The 20928-nt window shown below is 43.3% G+C and carries 23 protein-coding genes; 13 read left to right on the top strand and 10 right to left on the bottom strand.

All coding sequences use genetic code 11. The annotated features are described in order from the left end of the window. Window positions 1-54 precede the first annotated feature (54 nt). The 6 genes from GBN19_RS03300 (at window position 55) to GBN19_RS03275 (ending at window position 6184) form a co-directional block, all read left to right on the top strand. Window positions 55-3657 carry a host specificity protein J gene (locus GBN19_RS03300; protein WP_228271201.1) on the top strand — a complete coding sequence of 1201 codons (3603 nt, stop codon included), beginning with the start codon at window positions 55-57 and terminating at the stop codon, window positions 3655-3657. 10 nt (window positions 3658-3667) lie between these two features. Next, window positions 3668-4015 (top strand): hypothetical protein, encoded by a 348-nt coding sequence (locus GBN19_RS03295; protein WP_151777150.1) that lies wholly within the window; start codon window positions 3668-3670, stop codon window positions 4013-4015. Continuing rightward, a complete protein-coding gene (locus GBN19_RS03290; RefSeq protein ID WP_151777149.1) occupies window positions 4015-4740 on the top strand; it encodes a hypothetical protein in 726 nt (241 codons plus the stop codon). The genes GBN19_RS03295 and GBN19_RS03290 overlap by 1 nt, the downstream gene beginning before the upstream one ends. 70 nt (window positions 4741-4810) lie before the next feature. Then, complete coding sequence (locus GBN19_RS03285; protein ID WP_151777148.1) at window positions 4811-5071, top strand: holin; 261 nt, start codon at window positions 4811-4813, stop codon at window positions 5069-5071. After that, window positions 5055-5597: a lysozyme gene (locus GBN19_RS03280; RefSeq protein ID WP_151777147.1), complete on the top strand. Its 543-nt coding sequence runs from the start codon at window positions 5055-5057 to the stop codon at window positions 5595-5597. The genes GBN19_RS03285 and GBN19_RS03280 overlap by 17 nt, the downstream gene beginning before the upstream one ends. Further along, on the top strand, window positions 5594-6184 hold the full coding sequence (locus tag GBN19_RS03275) for a hypothetical protein (protein ID WP_151777146.1): 591 nt from the start codon (window positions 5594-5596) through the stop codon (window positions 6182-6184). The genes GBN19_RS03280 and GBN19_RS03275 overlap by 4 nt, the downstream gene beginning before the upstream one ends. Window positions 6185-6194: 10 nt before the next feature. Here the strand turns inward: GBN19_RS03275 and GBN19_RS03270 are convergent, their stop codons facing one another. From GBN19_RS03270 to GBN19_RS16210, 5 genes are all read right to left on the bottom strand, one after another. Next, entirely contained in the window at window positions 6195-6863 is a 669-nt protein-coding gene (locus GBN19_RS03270; RefSeq protein ID WP_151777145.1) for a hypothetical protein, read from the bottom strand. Continuing rightward, the gene (locus GBN19_RS03265) at window positions 6856-7431 is read right to left on the bottom strand and encodes a hypothetical protein (RefSeq protein ID WP_151777144.1); all 576 of its coding nucleotides are present in this window, start codon (window positions 7429-7431) and stop codon (window positions 6856-6858) included. The genes GBN19_RS03270 and GBN19_RS03265 overlap by 8 nt, the downstream gene beginning before the upstream one ends. Next, window positions 7418-7879: an Aca2/YdiL-like domain-containing protein gene (locus GBN19_RS03260; RefSeq protein WP_151777143.1), complete on the bottom strand. Its 462-nt coding sequence runs from the start codon at window positions 7877-7879 to the stop codon at window positions 7418-7420. The genes GBN19_RS03265 and GBN19_RS03260 overlap by 14 nt, the downstream gene beginning before the upstream one ends. 47 nt (window positions 7880-7926) lie before the next feature. Continuing rightward, on the bottom strand, window positions 7927-8130 hold the full coding sequence (locus GBN19_RS03255) for a hypothetical protein (protein ID WP_151777142.1): 204 nt from the start codon (window positions 8128-8130) through the stop codon (window positions 7927-7929). Between the two features lie 164 nt (window positions 8131-8294). Beyond that, on the bottom strand, window positions 8295-8420 hold the full coding sequence (locus GBN19_RS16210) for a hypothetical protein (protein WP_266095374.1): 126 nt from the start codon (window positions 8418-8420) through the stop codon (window positions 8295-8297). Window positions 8421-9003: 583 nt separating this feature from the next. Between GBN19_RS16210 and GBN19_RS03250 the strand changes: the two genes are divergently transcribed. The 7 genes from GBN19_RS03250 (at window position 9004) to GBN19_RS03220 (ending at window position 15815) form a co-directional block, all read left to right on the top strand. Beyond that, window positions 9004-10371, top strand: coding sequence for an NAD(P)-binding domain-containing protein (locus tag GBN19_RS03250; protein WP_151777141.1), 1368 nt, complete (start codon window positions 9004-9006; stop codon window positions 10369-10371). A 460-nt stretch (window positions 10372-10831) separates the two neighbouring features. After that, window positions 10832-11308: a dimethylamine monooxygenase subunit DmmA family protein gene (locus tag GBN19_RS03245; protein WP_151777140.1), complete on the top strand. Its 477-nt coding sequence runs from the start codon at window positions 10832-10834 to the stop codon at window positions 11306-11308. Between the two features lie 20 nt (window positions 11309-11328). Further along, a complete protein-coding gene (locus GBN19_RS03240) occupies window positions 11329-12270 on the top strand; it encodes a PDR/VanB family oxidoreductase (RefSeq protein WP_151777139.1) in 942 nt (313 codons plus the stop codon). A gap of 10 nt (window positions 12271-12280) precedes the next feature. Further along, a complete protein-coding gene (locus GBN19_RS03235; RefSeq protein ID WP_151777138.1) occupies window positions 12281-13294 on the top strand; it encodes a heme-dependent oxidative N-demethylase family protein in 1014 nt (337 codons plus the stop codon). A gap of 55 nt (window positions 13295-13349) precedes the next feature. After that, window positions 13350-14480, top strand: coding sequence for an aminomethyltransferase family protein (locus GBN19_RS03230; protein ID WP_151777137.1), 1131 nt, complete (start codon window positions 13350-13352; stop codon window positions 14478-14480). A 190-nt stretch (window positions 14481-14670) separates the two neighbouring features. Next, a complete protein-coding gene (locus GBN19_RS03225; protein WP_151709181.1) occupies window positions 14671-15249 on the top strand; it encodes a helix-turn-helix domain-containing protein in 579 nt (192 codons plus the stop codon). 20 nt (window positions 15250-15269) lie between these two features. After that, window positions 15270-15815 (top strand): GNAT family N-acetyltransferase, encoded by a 546-nt coding sequence (locus tag GBN19_RS03220; protein WP_151777136.1) that lies wholly within the window; start codon window positions 15270-15272, stop codon window positions 15813-15815. A 50-nt stretch (window positions 15816-15865) separates the two neighbouring features. Here GBN19_RS03220 and GBN19_RS03215 read toward each other — a convergent pair whose 3' ends face one another. The 5 genes from GBN19_RS03215 to GBN19_RS03195 form a co-directional block, all read right to left on the bottom strand. Beyond that, window positions 15866-16462 (bottom strand): GNAT family N-acetyltransferase, encoded by a 597-nt coding sequence (locus GBN19_RS03215; protein ID WP_151777135.1) that lies wholly within the window; start codon window positions 16460-16462, stop codon window positions 15866-15868. A 183-nt stretch (window positions 16463-16645) separates the two neighbouring features. Beyond that, window positions 16646-16984: a P-II family nitrogen regulator gene (locus GBN19_RS03210; RefSeq protein ID WP_151777134.1), complete on the bottom strand. Its 339-nt coding sequence runs from the start codon at window positions 16982-16984 to the stop codon at window positions 16646-16648. Window positions 16985-17048: 64 nt separating this feature from the next. Beyond that, on the bottom strand, window positions 17049-17714 hold the full coding sequence (locus tag GBN19_RS03205; protein WP_151777133.1) for a sarcosine oxidase subunit gamma: 666 nt from the start codon (window positions 17712-17714) through the stop codon (window positions 17049-17051). After that, window positions 17714-20614, bottom strand: coding sequence for a glycine cleavage T C-terminal barrel domain-containing protein (locus GBN19_RS03200; RefSeq protein ID WP_151777132.1), 2901 nt, complete (start codon window positions 20612-20614; stop codon window positions 17714-17716). Before GBN19_RS03200 ends, GBN19_RS03205 begins: the two co-directional genes overlap by 1 nt. Then, window positions 20611-20928 carry a sarcosine oxidase subunit delta gene (locus tag GBN19_RS03195; protein ID WP_151777131.1) on the bottom strand — a complete coding sequence of 106 codons (318 nt, stop codon included), beginning with the start codon at window positions 20926-20928 and terminating at the stop codon, window positions 20611-20613. Before GBN19_RS03195 ends, GBN19_RS03200 begins: the two co-directional genes overlap by 4 nt.

The raw sequence follows: 20928 nt of genomic DNA, 5'->3' as shown, positions 1-20928 counted from the left end.
AAAATATAAACCTTTAGGCGCGTTATGCGCCTTTTTTATTGCTTGGAATTTGGCATGAAAAAACATCGTAACGGCTATTCGCATCCGATGGATGCCGACTATCGCATTGTAAAAGGCGCAAAAAAATCAAGCTCATCATCACGTACACCTGTTGTTGCAACAGATTCAGCACAATCAAAAACTTACATTAAAATTTTGTATGGTTTGAGCGAAGGCGAGATCGAAGGTATTGTTGATGGTGGCAAGGGTGTTTATCTTGATGATACGCCTATTTTGAGCAGCAACAGTGATTCAAACTTTGATGATGTCACATGGGATTTTCGCGCGGGTACAAATGATCAAACTTACATTGAAGGTTTTCCCGAAGTTTCTAACGATACTGATGTCAATGTCGAGTTAAAAACATCGGCATGGGTTCGCTCGCTCACCAACACTGACATTAATGCAGTTCGAGTTCGTCTCAAATGGGGGGCATTACGGACGACAAATGCAAGTAACGGTGATGTAACAGGGGTAACGATTAAATATGCAATCGACATCTCAACAGATGGAGGGGCTTATGCTGAAGTTTTAAATACCCAAATTAGCGATAAAACTTCTGCAAACTATGAACGTTCACATCGTATTGATTTGCCAAAAGCTGAAAGCGGCTGGAATGTTCGTGTCAGACGTTTAACTCCACCTGCACAGTCGGATTATGTGACTGATTCAATGTATGTTGCATCGTATGCAGAAGTGATCGATGCAAAGTTTCGTTATCCAAATACGGCATTGCTTGGTTTGCAATATGACGCAGAAAATTTCTCCAGTGTTGCAAAAGTTGCGGTCATGGCAAAGGGCATTAAAATTCGTGTTCCGAGCAATTATGATCCTGTGACACGAAAATATACGGGCATTTGGGATGGCTCTTTTAAACGCGCTTACTCAAATAATCCGGCATGGATTTATTACGATATTTGCACAGCAAAACGCTACGGCTTAGGCAGTCGTATCACGGATGCGATGCTCGATAAAGCGAGTCTTTATAAACTTGGCCAATATTGTGATGGCTTAGTCAGTGATGGCGCAGGCGGTCAAGAACCGCGTTTTACATGCAATGTCTATATTCAATCAACCGAAGATGCGTACACGATTTTAAGCAAACTTGCGGGTGTGTTTCGGGCTATTTCATATTGGGATGGTGACAGCATTATTTGTGATGCTGACATGCCGCAAGATGTATATTTTAACTATACAAATGCAAACGTGATTGATGGTGCTTTTGAATATTCAGGCACACGTGCGCGTGATCGACATACAGTTGCGAAAGTAGCGTGGGATAATCCTGAAAATCGTTTTAAAACAGAATATGAATTTGTACGTGATCAAGAAGCGATTGCAAAGCACGGTGTGAAAGTTGTTGAAGTGTCAGCTTGGGGGTGTACCAGTCGAGGACAGGCGCAACGTGCAGGGCATTGGGCGATTCGTTCAGAGCAGAAAGACACACAAACGGTGAGTTTTAAAGTCGGCTTAGATGGGAACATTCCTGTTCCTGGTAAAGTCATTTCTGTTGCAGATAACAACTATGCAGGTCGCTTCATTGGTGGACGTATCAGTAAAGTTTCTTCAGACAGAACAACGCTCACTTTGGATCGTGATGTGACCGCGAGCGCAGGTGATAAAATCTATGTAAATAGTGAATCGGGTGCAGCAATTACGCGGATCATTCAAAGTGTATCTAGTCGTGCTGTGACTGTAACTGAAGCTTTTGCAGCAGATTCAGTTGCTGCGCAAAATGCATGGACGATTGATTCTAGTGATTTAGCGACACGTAAATTTCGCGTGATGACGGTTAAGCAAGATGAAGCACATCAGTTCAGCATCACTGCGCTTGAATACAATTCAAGTAAATTTGATGAGGTGGACAGCGGCGCTGCAACAGTGACAACACCTGTTTCAATCATCAACCCAAAATCGCAAGATCAAGTTAAAAATGTTGTGCTATCGACTTATGACCAGGTGCAGCAGGGTATCAATATTGCGACGATGGTTATTGCCTGGGATAAAGCTGACTTTGCAGTGAAGTACCTTGTTGAATGGCGCAAAGATGACGGTACATGGATAAAAATGCCTGTCACGGGCAATACTTCTGTAGAAGTAGCGGGGATTTATTCGGGCAACTATCAAGCACGTGTGACTGCGATTTCTGCATTTGATATTTCATCATTGCCAACATCATCAATACTCACTTATTTGTCTGGGAAAACAGGTACACCGCCAAAATTGGCAAACATTGTTGCTACTGGCACGATGTTCGGCATGAGGGTTGAGTGGAAATTTCCTGCAACAGGGGCATCAGATACGGCTTACACTGAAATACGATATGCAACAAAATCAGACAAGTCAGACGCTACTCAACTAGGTTTGTACGCATACCCAACAAGCGATTTACAGCAACAAGGGTTAGCAGCTAAGGTCACACTTTATTACAGTGGTCGCTTAGTTGATAAGATTGGTAATGTTGGCGAATGGTCAAGCTGGGTAAGTGGCACAAGCACAGCCAATGCAGATGAAATTTTAGACGCATTGGACGGTCAAATTACTGAATCACAGCTTGATCAATCATTACGTGAAAAGGTAGATAAAATTGATAGTGTTGATGGTGATGTTAGTAACTTAATTAATGCTGTAAAAAATGTGAGTGATGGATTAACAACAGAGATTCAAAACAGAAAAGATGGAGATACGAATGTTTTAAATGTTGTTAATACATATAAAACAAGCACTGATTCTTCTTTTGCTGCTGTTCAGACGTCAATCAATACACTTGCAACAGAGCAATCATCCCAAGCGGCCAAGCTCGACGGTGTTTACGCCCAGGTTACACCTGTTACTGCTGATAGCTCAGCACTGACAGCAGACAGCTCAAGCAACACGGCAACGAGTTGGACGATCCAGTCTGCATTTACAGATGCCGATTCAGCACTTGGACAGCGAATTGATACTGTGACAGCGAGTGTTTCAGACAATTCAGCATTGATACAGTCTGAGACGACAGCGAGAGTAAATGCAGACAGCGCTTTAGGTTCACGTATTGATACTGTTCAATCAACTTTTGATGCAAATTTAGCGACTGTTCAAAGCAATATTAAAACTTTGTCTGACGCTCAAAGCTCGACAGCATCGCAGATCAGCACGATTCAAACCACAGTAAACAGCAACACAGCAAGCATTCAAACTCAGCAAACAAGTATCAATGGCCTGAATCTTCAATACACATTGAAACTAGACAGTAATGGCTTGGTGGGTGGTATTGGGCTTGCAAACAGCGGTTCATCTGTTGACATGATTATTCGTGCGAATAAGTTTGCGATTGCACCGCCTTCAGGAAATGGTGACGCAGGTAAGTATGCATTTGTATACCAGTCAACATCGCAAACCTTAGCCAACGGTACAGTTGTTCCAGCAGGTCTATATTTGTCTGATGCAGTAATTGGATCAATCAATGCGAATAAGATCAATGCTGAGAGCTTGAGTGCGCTTAGTGCTAATTTCGGAACTATTACCACGTACAAAGACATTAATAACCCTACAGGTACTCGTATGGTTATTACTGGGGGATTATTCCAAGTGTATGACGACAACAATGTACTTCGTGTTCGTTGTGGCTTTTGGTAAGGGGTAGGTTATGCAAGGATTGCAGGTATTTAATGCATCAGGAGCCCTGGTACAGGATGTGACTGATAGATGCTCGCGTGTTTTGGGTTTCTATCAGTTAACCTCACGGGGTAATGGGTTCTACACTTTAACCATTACAGATGACAAGTTTCGGGAGGGTACACCCTTTATCATTCCTTTCCAAAATGCGACAACAGTTTCTGTGCAGTGGTACACCATTAATTATGGGTATCAAAAAATTACATCGTCAGCATCATCTTTTTATGGATTAACACTCAACGATAATGTTCTGACTATCAATTTGCGTGTGTGGGGGGCATCAATTCCCACGCAGCTTTTAATGTATGGTGTTTACTGATGACAGCAGGATTTATAGCAAGAAATGCAGATGATGCAACGGTTGTACAAATTGATTCAGATGGAGCGAATCTAAATCTATGTTTTATTCGTAAGACATATATACAGGCAAGGTATCGAACACAATATACAACTCAAAGTCCTACGCGAATTATCGCTGTATTACCTGATAATCCAGCATTACGTGTGAAATCTGAGATTGCACATAACATTGCTGTTGACGCAAACAGATCCTACTTTATCTCATTGTTTAATTCGACTGGTTCTGATGTGTCGGGTGGTTGTTGGGTATATGAATTTGATGTCTATAAATACATTACAGCATCCTCGACATTTGGATTGCAGATTTATAATGACAACACTGAATTGGTCTATGATGCACTGACCCCATCAATGCGAGTGGTTGGCTTTATTGTCGGTAACATGTCAAATTTTACGCGATTGCATGTTGGGCCTGAAAATTACAATTCTCGTTTAAGTATTAGTGCACAAAATAGATCCATTGCTATCGCTACATTTGGTAGCTCATGTGATGCATTTACAATGGGCAGTAGTGCTGATATGCGTATTGTTGAAGCCAGTGCCTATATCGACTATACAGCATCAACTTTAAATCTAGTCTATCAGGGCAGATATGTGGGGACAACTCATGAAGGAGAAACTGCGATTCATTATGAAAAGGCATGTAGTGCAACTGTGATGGCTGTAGACGTGACCAATTTTTAATACTTAACTTTTTTCTAAGAAATGAGCACCCGAAAGGGTGCTTTTTTATTGCCAAAAATTGGGGGGGACCATGGCAGATCAGGCATTAGATAACACTGCTTCAACGCTACTTGCCAGTAAAACGGCCATGTATGGCGGGAGTATTGGTGCATTGTCATCGTGGCTAGCTTCACTGGATTTGGGTTTCTGGATCAGTGTGCTGATCGGTGTAGGTGGCTTGGCGATGAACTGGTATTTCGCACGTAAAAAAGACAAGCGTGATGTTATTGAACATAAGGCATATCTCAAATCTTTAGAACATAAGGAACAATGTAATGTCGAGCAAGACTAAATACTACGTGATTGGAACTCTAGCCGCCGCAATTGGCGGTTTTTTTATTCAGGGTGTCAGTGATACGGGTGTGGCATACACAGGCTCGAAAGAGGGCTTTCGTTCGGTACCATACAAAGACGTTGGTGGTGTTCCCACAGTGGCATTTGGCAACACGGTTCACCCTGACGGTCGCAAAGTCAAAATGACTGATCCGCCAGTCTCGAAAAAGCAGGGGCTTGAATACCTCAAGGCACACTATGCCAAAGATGCGCCAGTATTTAACAAGTCTTTGCAAGGTATCAAACTCTCGCAAGATGAATATGATCTCTATGCCGATTTCTCATATCAGTTCGGGCAAAGCACGTGGGCGAAGTCATCTATGTTGAAAAATCTCAAAGCAGGGCAGTACACACAGGCATGCAAATCATTGCTGAAATACAAGTATGCTGCTGGACGTGATTGCTCAATTCATTCCAATGGTTGCTATGGCGTATATACCAGACAGCTTGAGCGATATACAAAATGTATGGGAGCAAACTTATGATTTCAGCCCTCGCAATCCTGAGTGCCATTTGGCGCTTTTTTTGTGCCTGTTTCTGGTGGGTACTGGCACATAAGCGGTGGTCATTAATCATTGTCCTGGTGCTTTATGGCGTATTCCAGACTTGGCAAGCTAACAGCTTGGCAAATGACTTGAATAGTGCAGATGCCAAATGCACAACCCAAGTGAACCAAGTCAAAGCTGAATTAAATCAGTATAAAGCAGACCAAAAAGAAGCCAACGAAAAAGCTAAAACTAATGCAATCACCCAAGAAAAAACATGGGCCGAACAACTCTTAAAGGTAGAACAAAATGCGAGTCAAAAAATACAAAATGCGGTTGTTGCCGCTCGTGATCTTGATCTGGCTAATCGCGGGCTGTCAGAGAAAATCAATATTGCAAACCAACGTTTGTCCAACGCCAATAGTGAAGACATCGCGGAGTACACCAAAACCTGCAATCTCGTACTCGAAAACTTGGCAACTAGAGGTGGAGAAATCGCAAAAGCAGCTGATGGGCACGAAATTGATGCAGAAAAATTAGAGGAACAATTAAATGTAGTCGCAAGTGGGGTGAAGCCCTCTAAGTGAGGGCTTGTTTTCATTTCTTATTTTTTAGTTCATTGGAATATCGACTTAGAATCTCATGTAAATCAACATTGTATAATTCACCAAGTCGATCAATCACTGTGTCCAACTTTATTTTTGCATCATCACCGAATAGCATATATTCACGATTCTGTGAAAATCCGACTGTTCGATAAGCGGTTCGACCAGTTGTTTTGCGCTTCTGCTTTGCTGTTTCTTTATTCACAAGCAAAACATATTGCTGATTTACATCACGAAAACCAGTTTCACCGCCAAAAACTTGGTAAATCTGCTGGGCTTTTGCTTTAGTCAAATCTAACGATTTTTCAATACGTTCCTGATTTTCACCAATTTCAACAAAAGGCACTTGTTTTGTTTTTGCAATCCAATTCTGTTGTTCAAGCGGAATGCGTGATAATGCAGAAATTAAGGTTTTATTTCCTGCAAACTCAATGACAAGATCTGGATTAAGCTGATTTGTTGCAATCAATGGTACATATTCAAACAATCCACTTCGCAGAGCAGATAAATCAACACCGCGCTTATTGAGTTCAGACCAGATTAATGACATATAGACAAGATATTCACTGGTCACTTTAAGTGTTCGTGACAACTCTTGTTTTAATTCATCAATAGATGCACTTTGGATTTGATTTGCATTAAATAAAGTTATTTCATTCATCGTTATTCACCAATTTTTGTAAGTCTTTTTGAAGTTCTGCCAGACGTTTTTCAGCTCTTAAATTACGCAAGTATTCACGCTCTTTTTCTCTTAGCTGCTGATACTTATCAGGTTCTTCAAGCTTTAAGCGTTCACGTTCTAGTAAGTCTTTCTCATTTCTACGAGCTTCGATTTCTGCAATAATTTCTGGGTTCTCATCACGATATTTCCGCATTCTTTGAGCAAATTTTGGTTTATTCTCAGGATTGCTTCGATATTTCTTCAAGCCTTTTTTCTCAGCTTCCTGATAATTTGGCATTTTCCTACGTTCTTTTTGTGCCTGCCGATGTGCTTCCAATTTTTCAGGATCAGATTTAATGCGAGCATACTGCTTTGCTGACTGATTTTTAGCAAAATCAGGGTCTTTTGCCATTTTCTCAGCGTACTGAATATTCCAAACTTTACGCTGGTAAAGGGCTGCACATTCATCATTACAAGTCAGTTTTTTTCCGCGAACTGACTTATCAACGATTTTTCCGCAATAAGCACAAAATTGGATTTTGCATGCTGGTCCATCAATGTAGCTCATCTTCAAATGCTCCATGCAACCAAGACCAGATCCAAAAATCATCGGGAATAGGCTTTGAATCATCTAATCTAACAATCTTTCCGAGCAAAATTAATTGACTAATTACAGATTGATAAATGCGCCAGTAAGCGACTTTTGAACATTCAGTTTTCATTTGAAATGACTCAAAAGTTCTAAAAAATGGCAAAGTTGGGCTGACCCGTGATGGCTTTGTATCATCATCTTTGTTATAGATCGTTATGCGCTCAACATCTTTAATCATTCGCTCAAGTACCATTGCATAGTGTGATGCCATAAAATCAAACAGAAAATCCACATCACTAGGAACTTGGCGTTCGCCTTGCTCCCAATAATTAAATGATCGTTTTTGCACACCTGCCAATTCAGCAGCTTCAGAAACTTCCAATCCTAAGCCTTGGCGGATTGCTTTTAATTGAAGATTATTCATATTGATTTCCAGAAAAAAGGAAGCCCACCGAAGCGGGCTATTGAATCTTAAAATTCCCAATCATTGAGATTGATATTTCGACCATTTTCTTGACAGTGCTTAGTAGCAATAGTTTTAGCTTTTTTCCAATGGCCAGCCACCGAAGTTGTATAATCAAGAACCCATGTATTACCACGCAATTCATACACATGAAATGTAGTAGCTGGTTTCCCATTTAAATATACAGTTTGGATATTTTCGATTTTTAACATTTTAATTCTCCAATCGGTCAACACCGATTTAAGTTAATTTTTCAAGAGAGCTTTTCTCGTCTTGATAATTTATTATGTTCCCGAACGGGAACAATGTCAAGCACTAATCAGAATATTTTTTATACTTTGTTGATTATGGCTAAAACTCAAATCTGTCAACTAAACTAGCTTTGCACATCACTCAAAACCACATACTGACTTTTCAAACCCAATGCCCAGCCATACTCTTTATAAAAAGGCTGTCCATTCTTGATCGTGTGCTCAATATAAAAATAGATCCAGTTTCTCATCTTATATCCATATTTTATGAGTCTACTCAAGTAGACGCATAGTAGACCGAAAAACTATTGCAATATACTGTTGAGTATTGAGATATATTGCTAAATATCGCATATATGATTGAATTTAATGGACTTGATAAGATTTTATAGTGTGAGATATTGCGATATATTGTTAAAATTATATAAGATTTTAGAATTATGAGTCCGCTGCTCTAACCAACTGAGCTATAGGCCCTTTAACAAGTGAAATGATGTGTTATCAACTACTTGTGATGTTCGCAATACTAATCAACATTTATGGATTTATCAAGTTTTTTTATCTGATGGAAAACATGGTAGATCATAGAAAGTACAATTCTATAGTGTTGAATCGCATAGAGCATACTTTAGAAATATGCATCAAAGAATTGTGATTTTGGTGTAAGACGTGAATTTTATGGCAGGTTTTTTTTGTTTTCAGAATTTGTGATGCGCAGTATCTCATTTGTAATACCCCATCTTAGGAATTTCACGACCGGCAACTTCGTCCTATGTTAATTGCATGGTGCTAAGCACTGTCACTTTTTAAAATAAATTACATGGGGATACAGCCATGACACGAGTTGCAATCATCGGTGCGGGTCCAAGTGGGATGGCACAGTTACGAGCGTTTCAATCAGCACAGGCAAAAGGTGCAGATATTCCAGAAATCGTCTGTTTTGAAAAACAGGCGGACTGGGGTGGTTTATGGAATTACACATGGCGTACAGGGATTGATGAACATGGTGAACCTGTACATGGCAGCATGTATCGTTACTTATGGTCAAATGGGCCGAAAGAGGCGCTTGAGTTTGCGGACTATAGTTTCGATGAACACTTTGGCAAAGCGATTGGCTCGTATCCTCCACGTGCTGTGCTTTGGGACTATATTAAAGGGCGAGTCGAAAAAGCCAATGTGCGTCGTTATGTCCGTTTCAATAGTGCTGTGCGTCATATTGAATTTAATGAAAAAACGCAGCAGTTTTCAGTCAGTGTACATGACCATAACCAAGATGTCGTTTATACCGAAATTTTTGATTATGTTATGGTGGCGAGTGGGCATTTCTCGACCCCTAAAGTGCCTGAATATGATGGCTTTAAAACCTTTGGTGGGCGCATTTTACATGCGCATGATTTTAGAGATGCACTTGAGTTTAAAGATAAAACTGTCCTTGTGGTGGGTAGTAGTTATTCTGCGGAAGATATCGGTTCACAATGCTATAAATATGGCGCAAAACAGATCATTAGCTGCTACCGAAACAGCCCGATGGGCTACAAATGGCCAGAAAACTGGTCAGAACGTCAGAAGTTATTGCGAGTCGATCAGACGCATGCTTACTTTGCCGATGGCAGCAGTGCCGAAGTTGATGCCATTATTCTATGTACAGGCTATTTGCACCATTTCCCATTTATGGCAGAGTCGATTCGCTTAAAAACCGATAACCGTTTGTATCCGCTTGGTTTGTATAAAGGTGTGGTTTGGGAGAAAAATCCGAAACTGTTTTATTTGGGCATGCAAGATCAGTGGTACACCTTCAATATGTTCGATGCACAGGCATGGTATGTGCGTGACATTATTTTAAATCGTATGACATTGCCAAGTTTGCCAGAGATGCAGGCACATACATTGGCATGGCATGAAGAGGAGAAAACTCTGACGGAAGCGGGGCAAATGTATAAATTTCAGGGCGATTATATTTTAGAGTTGATCGAGGCGACGGATTATCCAACCTTTGATATTGAAGCGATGCGTCTGATTTTCCTTGAATGGAAAAAGCATAAAAAAGAAAACATCATGACTTTCCGCGATCATATTTATCGTTCAGCGATTACAGGCACGTTGGCAGCACCGCATCATACGCCGTGGTTGGATGCACTGGATGATTCGCTTGAAGCTTACTTGACGGATATGCCTGAAGTGCCACAGAAAAAAGTGGGGTAGGTGTGGTGGAAAGTGGGAAAGAATAATGTCTTAAAATCAGATTCTTTCTTTGTCATCTTCGTTGGTATTTGCTTGTGCAGAACGTCATCCACAACCTGCGTGGTTTATACAATATATTGTTTTTGCAATGTAATTAAATAGATGCTGACGTTGAACAGGTTTTGTGGATGACAAATGGTTTTGGTTCTTTTGCCAAAACAAAAGAACGGATGAGCTCCAATCATAGGATTATAAAAGGTAAGACTCCGCTATGAGCAGTCTTTGACTAAGCTTTATTTATAAGAGCATTAAAAGTATTAAACACTTTAAAAACCAGTCATCAACTTGACTGGCTTTTTGCTTTTTAAAACTCCACGAACTTGCATTACCCCCTTGGAGGTATGTTTTAAAGGGAATTGATCGAAAAAATAAAATAATTTAAATATTTGATTATATTAATTTATTCATTGGAGTAACTGCCATGCAAGACGCAATGCTTAGCACTCCGAGCTATCGGCAGATACAGGAACTTCAACCTGTACACGGGCAATACCTGCTGATTTTACAGCATGACCATTCCCCAGAAGCGCAGCATCTAGCTGACCAGTTTGCAGCATGTTCAATATTGCTGGCCAGTTCAGGCACTTTTTCAGATGAGCTCAAAGACCAGTTACAACAGGCACATGCAGGGTTACATGCCGTGGTGTGTGGTGATGAAATTTTTTTGTGGCAGATGGCACAAAACTTGGTTGCTCAAGGATTGATGCAAGATGAAATCGAACTGGTACAGATCCAGCCTGAACTTAAAAAAGTCTATTGCGTACATTGTGGTGAAACTCAAACCACAACAGCCGAAGAGTTTTGTAGTTGCGAACATTGTGGCGTGTATTTGCTGATTCGTAGCCATTTTTCCCAACGTCTAGGCGCGTATATGGGCGTCTGTGCCAACCCAGACTAACCGATGCAAGCGGAGGGCGTATGTCTACATTAATTCCTGTGCGAGTACGCAATATTCAACAAATCACAGCGCTGATTCGTGAGTTTACCTTTGAAGCACTCGATCAGCCTTTACCTGCATTTTCATCGGGTAGTCATGTGGTGGTGCAGTTGCCTTTGCCTGATCGTATGTTACGCAATGCCTATTCACTGACCAATGATCCTGCCCATGATGATCACTACAAAATCGCAGTGCGTTTGCAGGATGACTCGCGTGGTGGTTCTCGATTTTTACATGAACAGGTGATGATTGGCGATGTACTGAATATCTCTGCACCACTGAATTTATTTGCCCTGCATTCACAAGCACAAAAGCATGTGTTTATTGCGGGTGGCATCGGCATCACCCCATTTTTATCACATATCCGTGAACTGATGCATACAGGTCAAGCCTTTGAGCTGCACTATGCTTGCCGCGATCAAATTAGCAATGCCTATGAAACATTACTGACCGAGTTATTTCCTGAACAGGTACACATTTATTCTGAAAAAACCGCACGCCGTTTGGATGTGATGCAACTGCTTCAACAGCAAAGTTTAAATAGCCATGTTTATGTCTGCGGCCCAGAACGTCTGACTCAGGCAGTACAAGATGCAGCGCAAACGTTGGGCTGGTCAAAGCAGCGCGTTCATGCCGAAGCTTTTGCAGCACCTCCAGCAGGGGCAGCATTTACAGCCTATCTCACTCAAAGCCAACAGGAAATCGAAGTTCCGAGCGATTACAGCCTACTTGAAGCCTTGGAAAAACACGACATTCCAGTGACCAGTTTATGTCGGGGTGGCGTGTGCGGGCAGTGTGCCACCAAGTACAAGGGCGAAGTGGAACACCATGATCATTATTTAAATTCACAGGAACGTCAGGAACAGCTGATGCCGTGCGTGTCACGAGGCAAACAGGGCTGTCGTATTGAGCTTGAGCTATAGGAGAGTCGCCATGACCGTACAATTTAACCCTGCGGAAAATATGCGTGATCAGTTTCATTATCACAACAGTGCCAAAGCCATTGCGCGTTTTCCATTTCCATTTCCTGAAGACAGCTACATGTATTCGGTGAATATTGAGCCTGCATTGTCTAAGCCTGACACGATTTTTGAGTACTGGTTCGATATTGACGAGCATTATCTGACTGAAATGAATGAGCGTGCCTTAACGCTCGCGAGCGACCCGAAACGCTGCATTGTGTTGCCGCACATGCAACAGGCTGCGTGGGACTTTCTGGAAATGGCAATGCTGCATTTGTCGGCAGATTATCCTGAACATTTTCAACTAGAACGGCAAGGGAAGGCGTGGCACTGGATCAATCGCCCGATGAATATCGATGTGCATTTCCAGTTTGGGGATGATGCGACTCTGCCGTTACCACCGTTTGAGTTTATCTCACGTCAAGTACAAGGCGATATTGCCTTGCTGGATCAGCGTGAAGGTGATCTGTTTATGGATGCAGGCATGATTACTGGTCCTGCGGACTGGTCTCTGAACTTCGATGCAGGCATGAGCTTTAAACAGTGGCATGCGCCTGTTCCGAAACTGGCACACGATGCAGGGGTGTTTGAACGTGCGCTGAAATTTTTACTCAACATTCAGGTCGGGCATCCGTACCGCCGTTTGAATTGGACGATGACCATCAACCCACGGATGGACACCTCTTCAGAAACGTTCCATCTGTGGGGACATGAGCGCGGTTTAGTCACCAAAGACAATGCAGGCGAGTTGGTGCATTTACGCGTTGAACTGCAAATGATGCCACGTCTGGCTCGTAGCAACGCGCTGTTATTTAGCATCCGTACTTATCTGATTAGCCTGAATGATTTAGTGACCAATCCTGAATGGGCAAAACGTCTGCATCGGGTAATTCGTGACTTACCTGAGCCAATTGCCGATTACAAAGGCATCAGCCATTACCGTGAACCGTTGGTGCAATGGCTCAGCCAGTTTGACCCAGAATGATGTGGATTGAGCAACTTATTTTACTGATATAGAGACACAATAAAGGAATAGATGTATGGCAAATTTATGGCGTATTTCAGCACTGGCAGAACGTCACCGTCAGCTTGGCTCAAACTTGGAAGACTGGAATGGCATGGGGACGGCATGGAGCTATGCCAGTGATACGGCTGAGCATTATTTGGCGATTCGAACCAAAGCAGGTTTGATGGACGTTTCAGGCTTGAAAAAAGTGCATTATGTGGGGCCACATGCAGAAAGCCTGCTTGAATATGCCACCTCACGCGATATTTCCAAGCTTTACCCTGGCAAGTCAGTGTATGCAACCATGCTCAATGAAGAAGGCAAATTTGTGGATGACTGCGTGATTTACCGTACAGGGCCGAATACCTTTATGGTGGTGCATGGTACAGGGATTGGCTTGGAAATGCTGACCCGTTCGGCAACAGGACGCCAAGTCGCGGTACTGTTTGATGATGACCTGCATGATTTATCGCTTCAAGGGCCTTTGGCGGTCGATTTTCTGGCGGAATATATTCCTGATATTCGCAACTTGCCGTATTTCCATCATATTCAGACCAAACTGTTTGGTTGCCCTGTGATGATTTCACGCACAGGCTATACAGGCGAGCGTGGTTATGAAATTTTCTGTAAGGCGATGGATGCACCATTGATTTGGGATACGATTTTAGACAAAGGTGCGAAATTTGGCATTGTCCCATGCTCATTTGTCACTTTGGACTGGTTGCGAGTGGAAAGTTATTTGCTGTTTTATCCGTATGATAACTCGGAATATTTTCCATTTAAAAATGACAAGTCAGGCGATACATTATGGGAGCTTGGACTCGACTTTACCGTTTCACCAAGTAAAGGCGAATTTCGTGGTGGCTATGAGCATAAACGCTTGCAAGGTAAAGAGCGCATCAAGATTTTTGGGGTGATGCTTGAAGGGGAGCAGGTTGCACAAATGGGCGACACCTTATGGGATGGCGACACCCAAATTGGTGTCATCACTTGTGGTATGTATTCGCCCATCAGCAAGAAGTCAGTGGCTTTAGCTCGTGTTGATGTCCCTTATGCAGTACAGGGATGTGAAATTCAGGTCAAAGGCAGTTTAGAGGTGAATGCGATCACGCATACCTTACCGTTTGATGATCCGCAAAAGCTGAAAAGAACCGCGAAAGGTTAATGCTACACAGCTCATCAAAATCCTGCATCAAGCAGGATTTTTTGATGGATGTTGATTCGTGATTTAAATAGCCTAAGCATTTCAAGACATTCAATGAATAAAAAAACCATCTAAAATTCACTTGCATCTGCTTTTTATATTCTAGTATATTGGATATAAATTCTATTATATTAAAAATGAAAGGGGTGTTATGAGCGATCAGCAACCTGATATCAATCAGCACATCGCCCAGCATATTCGTGAACTACGCCTTGCCAAAGGGTATTCACTTGATCAGTTGGCGGCACGAAGCGGGGTCAGTCGTTCCAGTATTTCCCTGATCGAACGTGCTGCAACCAGTCCTACCGCAGTGATTTTAGAGAAGCTTGCCGCAGCGTTGGATGTTTCCTTAGCCAGTTTATTTGTCTTTGACACTTCAGCGAATCAACCGAAACCATTATTGCGTTATGAGCAGCAAAGCCAGTGGCGCGATCCTGCATCGGGTTATTTGCGGCGTAATTTGTCTTCTGTGAGTGTGGCATCGCCCATGCAACTGGTGGAAGTGACTTTCCCTGCACATACGCAGGTTGCCTATGATTTCGTGCCGCGTGAGGTCAAGGTTTACCAGCAAATCTGGTTGCTGCATGGGCAAATGCAGATTCACTTGGGGGAGCAGAGCTATACCTTGCAGCAAGGTGATTGCTTGTCTATTCAGTTGAATCAACCCATCATTTTTCAAAATTCCACCACAGATGAAGCCCGCTACTTGGTTGCGGTGTGTGAAGTGTAATGACAACAGGAATACATACTATGGACGAAAGTCAAAATATCGAACTGATTGAATGTAATGAAGCTGAACATGCCCAAGCAATTTTGGATATTTTTAATGAAGCGATTTTAAACTCGACAGCACTCTATGACTACAAACCACGCACGCTGGAAAAAATTCAGGCATGGTTTGCCCATAAACGTGAACATGGTTTTCCAGTGATTGGTGCTGTGGATGCCAAAGGCAATCTACTCGGCTTTGCCAGTTGGGGCAGCTTCCGTGCATTTCCTGCCTATAAATATACGGTTGAGCACAGCATTTATATTCAGCATGAACAGCGTGGGCGTGGTTTAGGAAAGTTGCTACTGCAAGCCTTGATTGAGCGTGCTAAACAAGATGGGCAGGTGCATGTACTGATCGGCTGTATTGATGCGAGCAATCAAGCGAGTATTGCCTTGCATCGCCGTTTAGGTTTTGAGCACTCAGGTACATTTCCACAGGTGGGTTTTAAGTTTGGGCGTTGGTTAGATGTCGATTTTTATCAGTTGATTTTGCAAACACCGTTTAATCCGCAAGATGATGCTTGAGCACTAAAATTCAAGAAACCTGTATCAGCAGGTTTCTTTATCTCAAAAACTTAATACGCTTTCTGCAATAAATCCTGCAAATGTGCTTTGATCTCTGCCCATTCCCCAGCGCGAATACTGTACATGACAGTATCGCGTACTGTGCCATCTTTACGAGGTTGATGATGACGCAAAACGCCATCTTTTTTTGCACCTAAACGCTCAATCGCACGTTGACTGCGGTAATTAAAATTATCTGTGCGAAAGCCTACAAGCTCTGCGTTTAGATCTTCAAAGGCATGGCTTAACAGCAGGAATTTACAAGTGGTATTCACATGTGTACGTTGTACTGAAGCCGCATACCATGTATAGCCAATTTCAAGTCGCTGAATGTTCGGCACAATATCATGATAACTGGTGGTTCCAAGTACCTTGCCTGTTTGCGTGTTAATCACGGCAAAGGCTTGGCGTTGTTGCTGTTCACGTTGCTGCAAGGCTTGTTCAATATACGCGATAACCTGATCGGGATGGGGTGCTGATGTGACGCGGATATTCCACAGTTCGCCATCTTGTGTGGCATCGACTAAACCTTGGGTGTGTTCGGTGCTTAACGGTTCAAGACGAATGTTGCCATGTTCAAGGATCGGTGCAGCAGCTAACCAGTTCATTGTGTTTATACTCGATAAAGTCAGAATCTAAAAAATAGAAATCAGGAGATGAATAGACTTCTTTCTATGGTGCCGTATTTCATATTCGAATGAGAAAAATACAAATCAATATGAATCAAAGAAGTCTAATGAAAAGCAACCCAAAGCGTTAAACAAGTCTGACAGACGAATGCAAGACTCAACCTATAAGGCATCGACCCCAGTTTCACCTGTACGAATCCGAATCACTTGCTCCAGATTGGAAACAAAAATTTTCCCATCGCCAATTTTTCCTGTAGAGGCTGCTTGGCTAATTGCTTCAATCGCCTGATCAAGTGTTGCGCTGTTGATCGCAATTTCAATTTTGACTTTTGGCAGAAAATCCACCACATATTCTGCACCGCGGTACATTTCGGTGTGTCCTTTTTGTCGACCTGCACCTTTGACTTCGGTCACGGTGATGCCTTGTACTCCAAGTGCTGCCAGTGCTTCACGGACATCATCAAGTTTGAATGGTTTTATAATTGCAGTAATGAGTTTCATTGTTCTATCCCCTAAAAGAAAAAAGACACCTGAAAATTTCAGATGTCTGGTTGATTGTTATGATTTAAATTAGCCCTTCAATCCCGCTTATCTCACCGCCAAATTCCGAAATAGCATCTTGCAGAACTTGCCACAAATAAAGTGCTGCGGCACGGTCACATAAGATATTCAGTTTTTGGGTTTGCTGATCGCCGACATTCATCACAATGGCATTGACCCGTCCAACCGAGGTTTGTGCCACTTTACCGACGGCAAAGGCTTCAGGCGATAAATCAACCGCACAGAGTTTTGCCATGATTTCGGTATTGAACTGACCTGTGAGTTGAATCCATGCATGGCTGTCCTGACGAGGTAGCAAATAATTGGCATATTGTTCATCGTACTGCCAGTCATTTTCGAGTTGGGCAACCCGATCACCAAAATCATGCAGGCTGCCTAAAACTAAATATTCAGTCATCGACAGGCGGGCAATCCAGCTACCATCAACCTGTGCAAGTGCATGGTTTGGACGTTCAGGCAGACTAAAACCAAACTGGTGTAAGTAGGCTGCGCTGTCTACGCCACGAAAACCGACATGGGACAAATTGGTCAGATCCACCACTGCACAGTGCTGAATTTTACGTTCTGCCTGTGAAGTCGCTTCACTTAAAAATTCGCGTTTGCTCCGCCCAAAAGCATTGTAAGGTTGTTGTGCAATCGGGCTGCGTTCCGTTGCTAGAGTTTGCATCATCAAACCTCCTGTCGTTGATTGTCTGGATCATAAAATGGCGCTTTGACGACTTTGGCATGCACCATTGCACCGTGTTCTACCCGAATCGGGAAATTTTGTCCGATTTCACTTTGTTCAATGCCGACATAGGCCAAACCGATAATTTTGTCGAGGGTCGGTGAGTATTCACACGAGGTAATGTTGCCTGTGATTTTGTCACCATTGAGGACAATGTGTCCTTCAAGCGGTTGAGCCTGATGTTTGTCTAGCTCAAAGGCGACCAGTTTGCGTTTCAACGGCTGAGCTTCCAAAATTGCAATCGAGCGTTTGCCGACAAACCACGGTTTTTTGCGTGCCACCGCCCAGCCCAAATCCACTTCTTGTGGATGGGTCATGCCATCGGTGTCTTGGCTAATGATAATGTGACCTTTTTCAAGACGTAGTAAACGCTGGCTTTCCACCCCAAATGGCTGCATGTTAAATAGCTGACCTGCCTGCATGAGGGTGTCCCACATATACTCGCCAAAACGTGCAGGGAAATGGATTTCATAACCCAGTTCACCAACAAAGCCGACCCGTAAAATCCGTACAGGAATGCCATGAATTGTGCCAGTGCGTACACCCAAATAAGGGAATGCTGCATTGGACAAGTCCACGTCCTGACAGACTTTCTGCATGACTTGGCGTGAGTTCGGGCCTGCAATATTGAGTGCAGCAAGGGCAGTAGTGACATTGGCAATATCGACACTGAGACGCCATTGGGCATTCCATTTCAGCATTTGCTGATAAATTCGATCGACACCACTGGTGGTTGCAGTCACATAAAAATGGTTCTCGCTTAGGCGTGCTGCTACACCATCGTCAATGACCACGCCATGTTCATTCGCCATGACTGCATAACGGGTTTTTCCAACCGCAAGTTTCGCAAAACCAAAGGTATAGAGACGATTTAAGAACTCGGCGCTGTCTGGCCCACGGACATCCAAACCACCGAGGGTAGACACATCAATCATGCCGACATTCTGATGCACGTTGAGCACTTCACGAGCAATGTGTTGCAGGCGTTGTTCAGGGTTGCCATAAAATGCAGGACGTTGCCAGTTGCCCGCAGGCATCATTTTTGCACCCGCAGCAAGGTGGCGAGCATGCATTGGGGTTTGGCGAAATGGGTCGAAGCCGCGCCCCGCAACATGTGCCAGTTTCTCGACCGTAAACGGAGGACGCGCTGTCGTCACACCTGTTTCGCTAACACTACGCTGGGTGGATTTTGCCACCAAACGTGCGGTTGGCAATGCAGAGTGACGTCCTTGAGACGGTCCCATACCCACAGTCGAAAAGCGTTTAACCAGTTGCACATCGCGATAACCACTTTTGGTCGCATTCACAATGTCGCGAATTTGTAGGTCTTCATCGAAATCGACAAATTCCTTACCTTTAGGATGTTCAAAGATCGGCCAAGGAAAATTCATTGAGCTTTCTTTAAAGTTTGGCGCAGCAATTTGACTTGCATCTTCACCACGTAAAGCAGCCACCGCAACTTGGGCAATGTAGCTGGCATCTTGTAAAACGTGCTCAATCTGGTGAATGCCATTGACCGAACCTGTAATCAACAAGCCTTTTGGCAAACCTGAAATTTTAAATGCTGCTTGTTGGTCGTCATAACTGAGTTTGCCACCTGCCTGACAGAGTAACTGATATACAGGCATGTAACCTGCTGACATGCACAGGACATCGCAGTCAATTTTCTGCGCGTGAGCATCGACTTGACCTTCAGCCACAATACGGCGCACATCGACACCTGTCAGCTGCTGCATGCCACTGCTGTGTAAGGCTTCATAGACAGTACTACTTAAATGACAAGCAATGCCTTTGGCTTTGACCGCACTTAACAAGCTGGTATCCGATGCCACGGGGCGCATATCCACCACAGCTTTGACGGTCACGCCTGCTTCAGCCAAATCCAGTGCAGTCAAATAACCATCATCATGCCCAGTGAGCACCACCACTGTTTGCGCAGGTTTCACGGCATAGAGTTTCATCAGGCGCTGTGCTGCGCTCGATAGAATGACACCAGGCAAGTCGTTGTTACGGAAAATCACAGGTTGATCGAAGCTGCCGCTCGCCACAATACATTGCGCTGCGCGAACTTTGTACATACGTTTGCCTTGAATAATGGGTAAATAATGGTCGGTAAACCATGCATTACAGGTGGCTTCAGTGAGTACAGTAATCTGTGGATGGCGTTCAATCGCACTCACCAAACGTTGTTTGATTTCAGCGGCTTTCTTGCCTGAAGCATCCAGACGTGCATAGTTCAGACTGCCGCCCAAGATTTTCTCTTGTTCAACCAGTAAAACTTTTGCACCTAACTCTGCTGCGGTCAGCGCAGCTTGTAAACCCGCAGGGCCTGCACCAATAATCGCAACATCGGTAAACAAATAGGCTTTGTCGTAATATTCAGGCTGAAAGTTCAGATCAAGAATACCCAAGCCTGCCTTTTTACGAATCAGGGGTTCCCACAGTTTCCAAGCGCCTTTCGGTTTATAGAAAGAGCGATAGTAAAACCCGACAGGCATAAATTTGGAGAATTTACCCAAAAAGGCATCGGAGTCTTTTAAGAGTGAGCCCGAAAAGTTTTGTCCAGTGACCTGCATATTTGGTTTGATCACTGTGGTATCGGCAAGCACATTGGCTTCTTCAGGCAGTTGTACCAAGGTATTGGCATCTTGTCCTGCCATGGTCAGCGGTGCGCGTGGACGGTGATATTTAAATGAGCGTGACATGATCCAGCGTTGGTTGGCGACAAGTGCACTGGCAATACTGTCACCTGCAAAGCCTTGGAAACGGCTGTGGTCAAATTCAAATTCGACAGGCTGTTGGCGATTGATTAACAGCCCATAAGGGAGAGGTAATCGGTTCATGTCAAAGACTCCTTGTGAACTGAAGATGGGCTGCTGTCACTAAATTCGACCCGTTGCTGAAACAGCACTTTGGGGTCATAGGTTTTTAAAATTTCATCGGTGATGGTGTTGCGTTCAGCAATAAACCAGTAACTACTTGGCGCATGCATCCACCATTCACGTACCACACCCGCAAGGTTGTCGCAGTTAAAGACATAATCTGCCCACTCTAAATCGCTACAGTGGTTCTGGTCAGGCATGTCTTTGAGTTCGCCACCATAGACAAATTCACTGATATTGCGTGGACCATTGAGTGGACAAGGCATAATTTTCAT

Origin of the sequence: Acinetobacter brisouii (genome assembly GCF_008993995.1) — a bacterium.
Taxonomy (GTDB): Bacteria; Pseudomonadota; Gammaproteobacteria; order Pseudomonadales; family Moraxellaceae; genus Acinetobacter; species Acinetobacter brisouii_A.
Note: the sequence above shows the minus strand (reverse complement) of the source record. Positions and strands in the feature narration are given on the sequence as shown.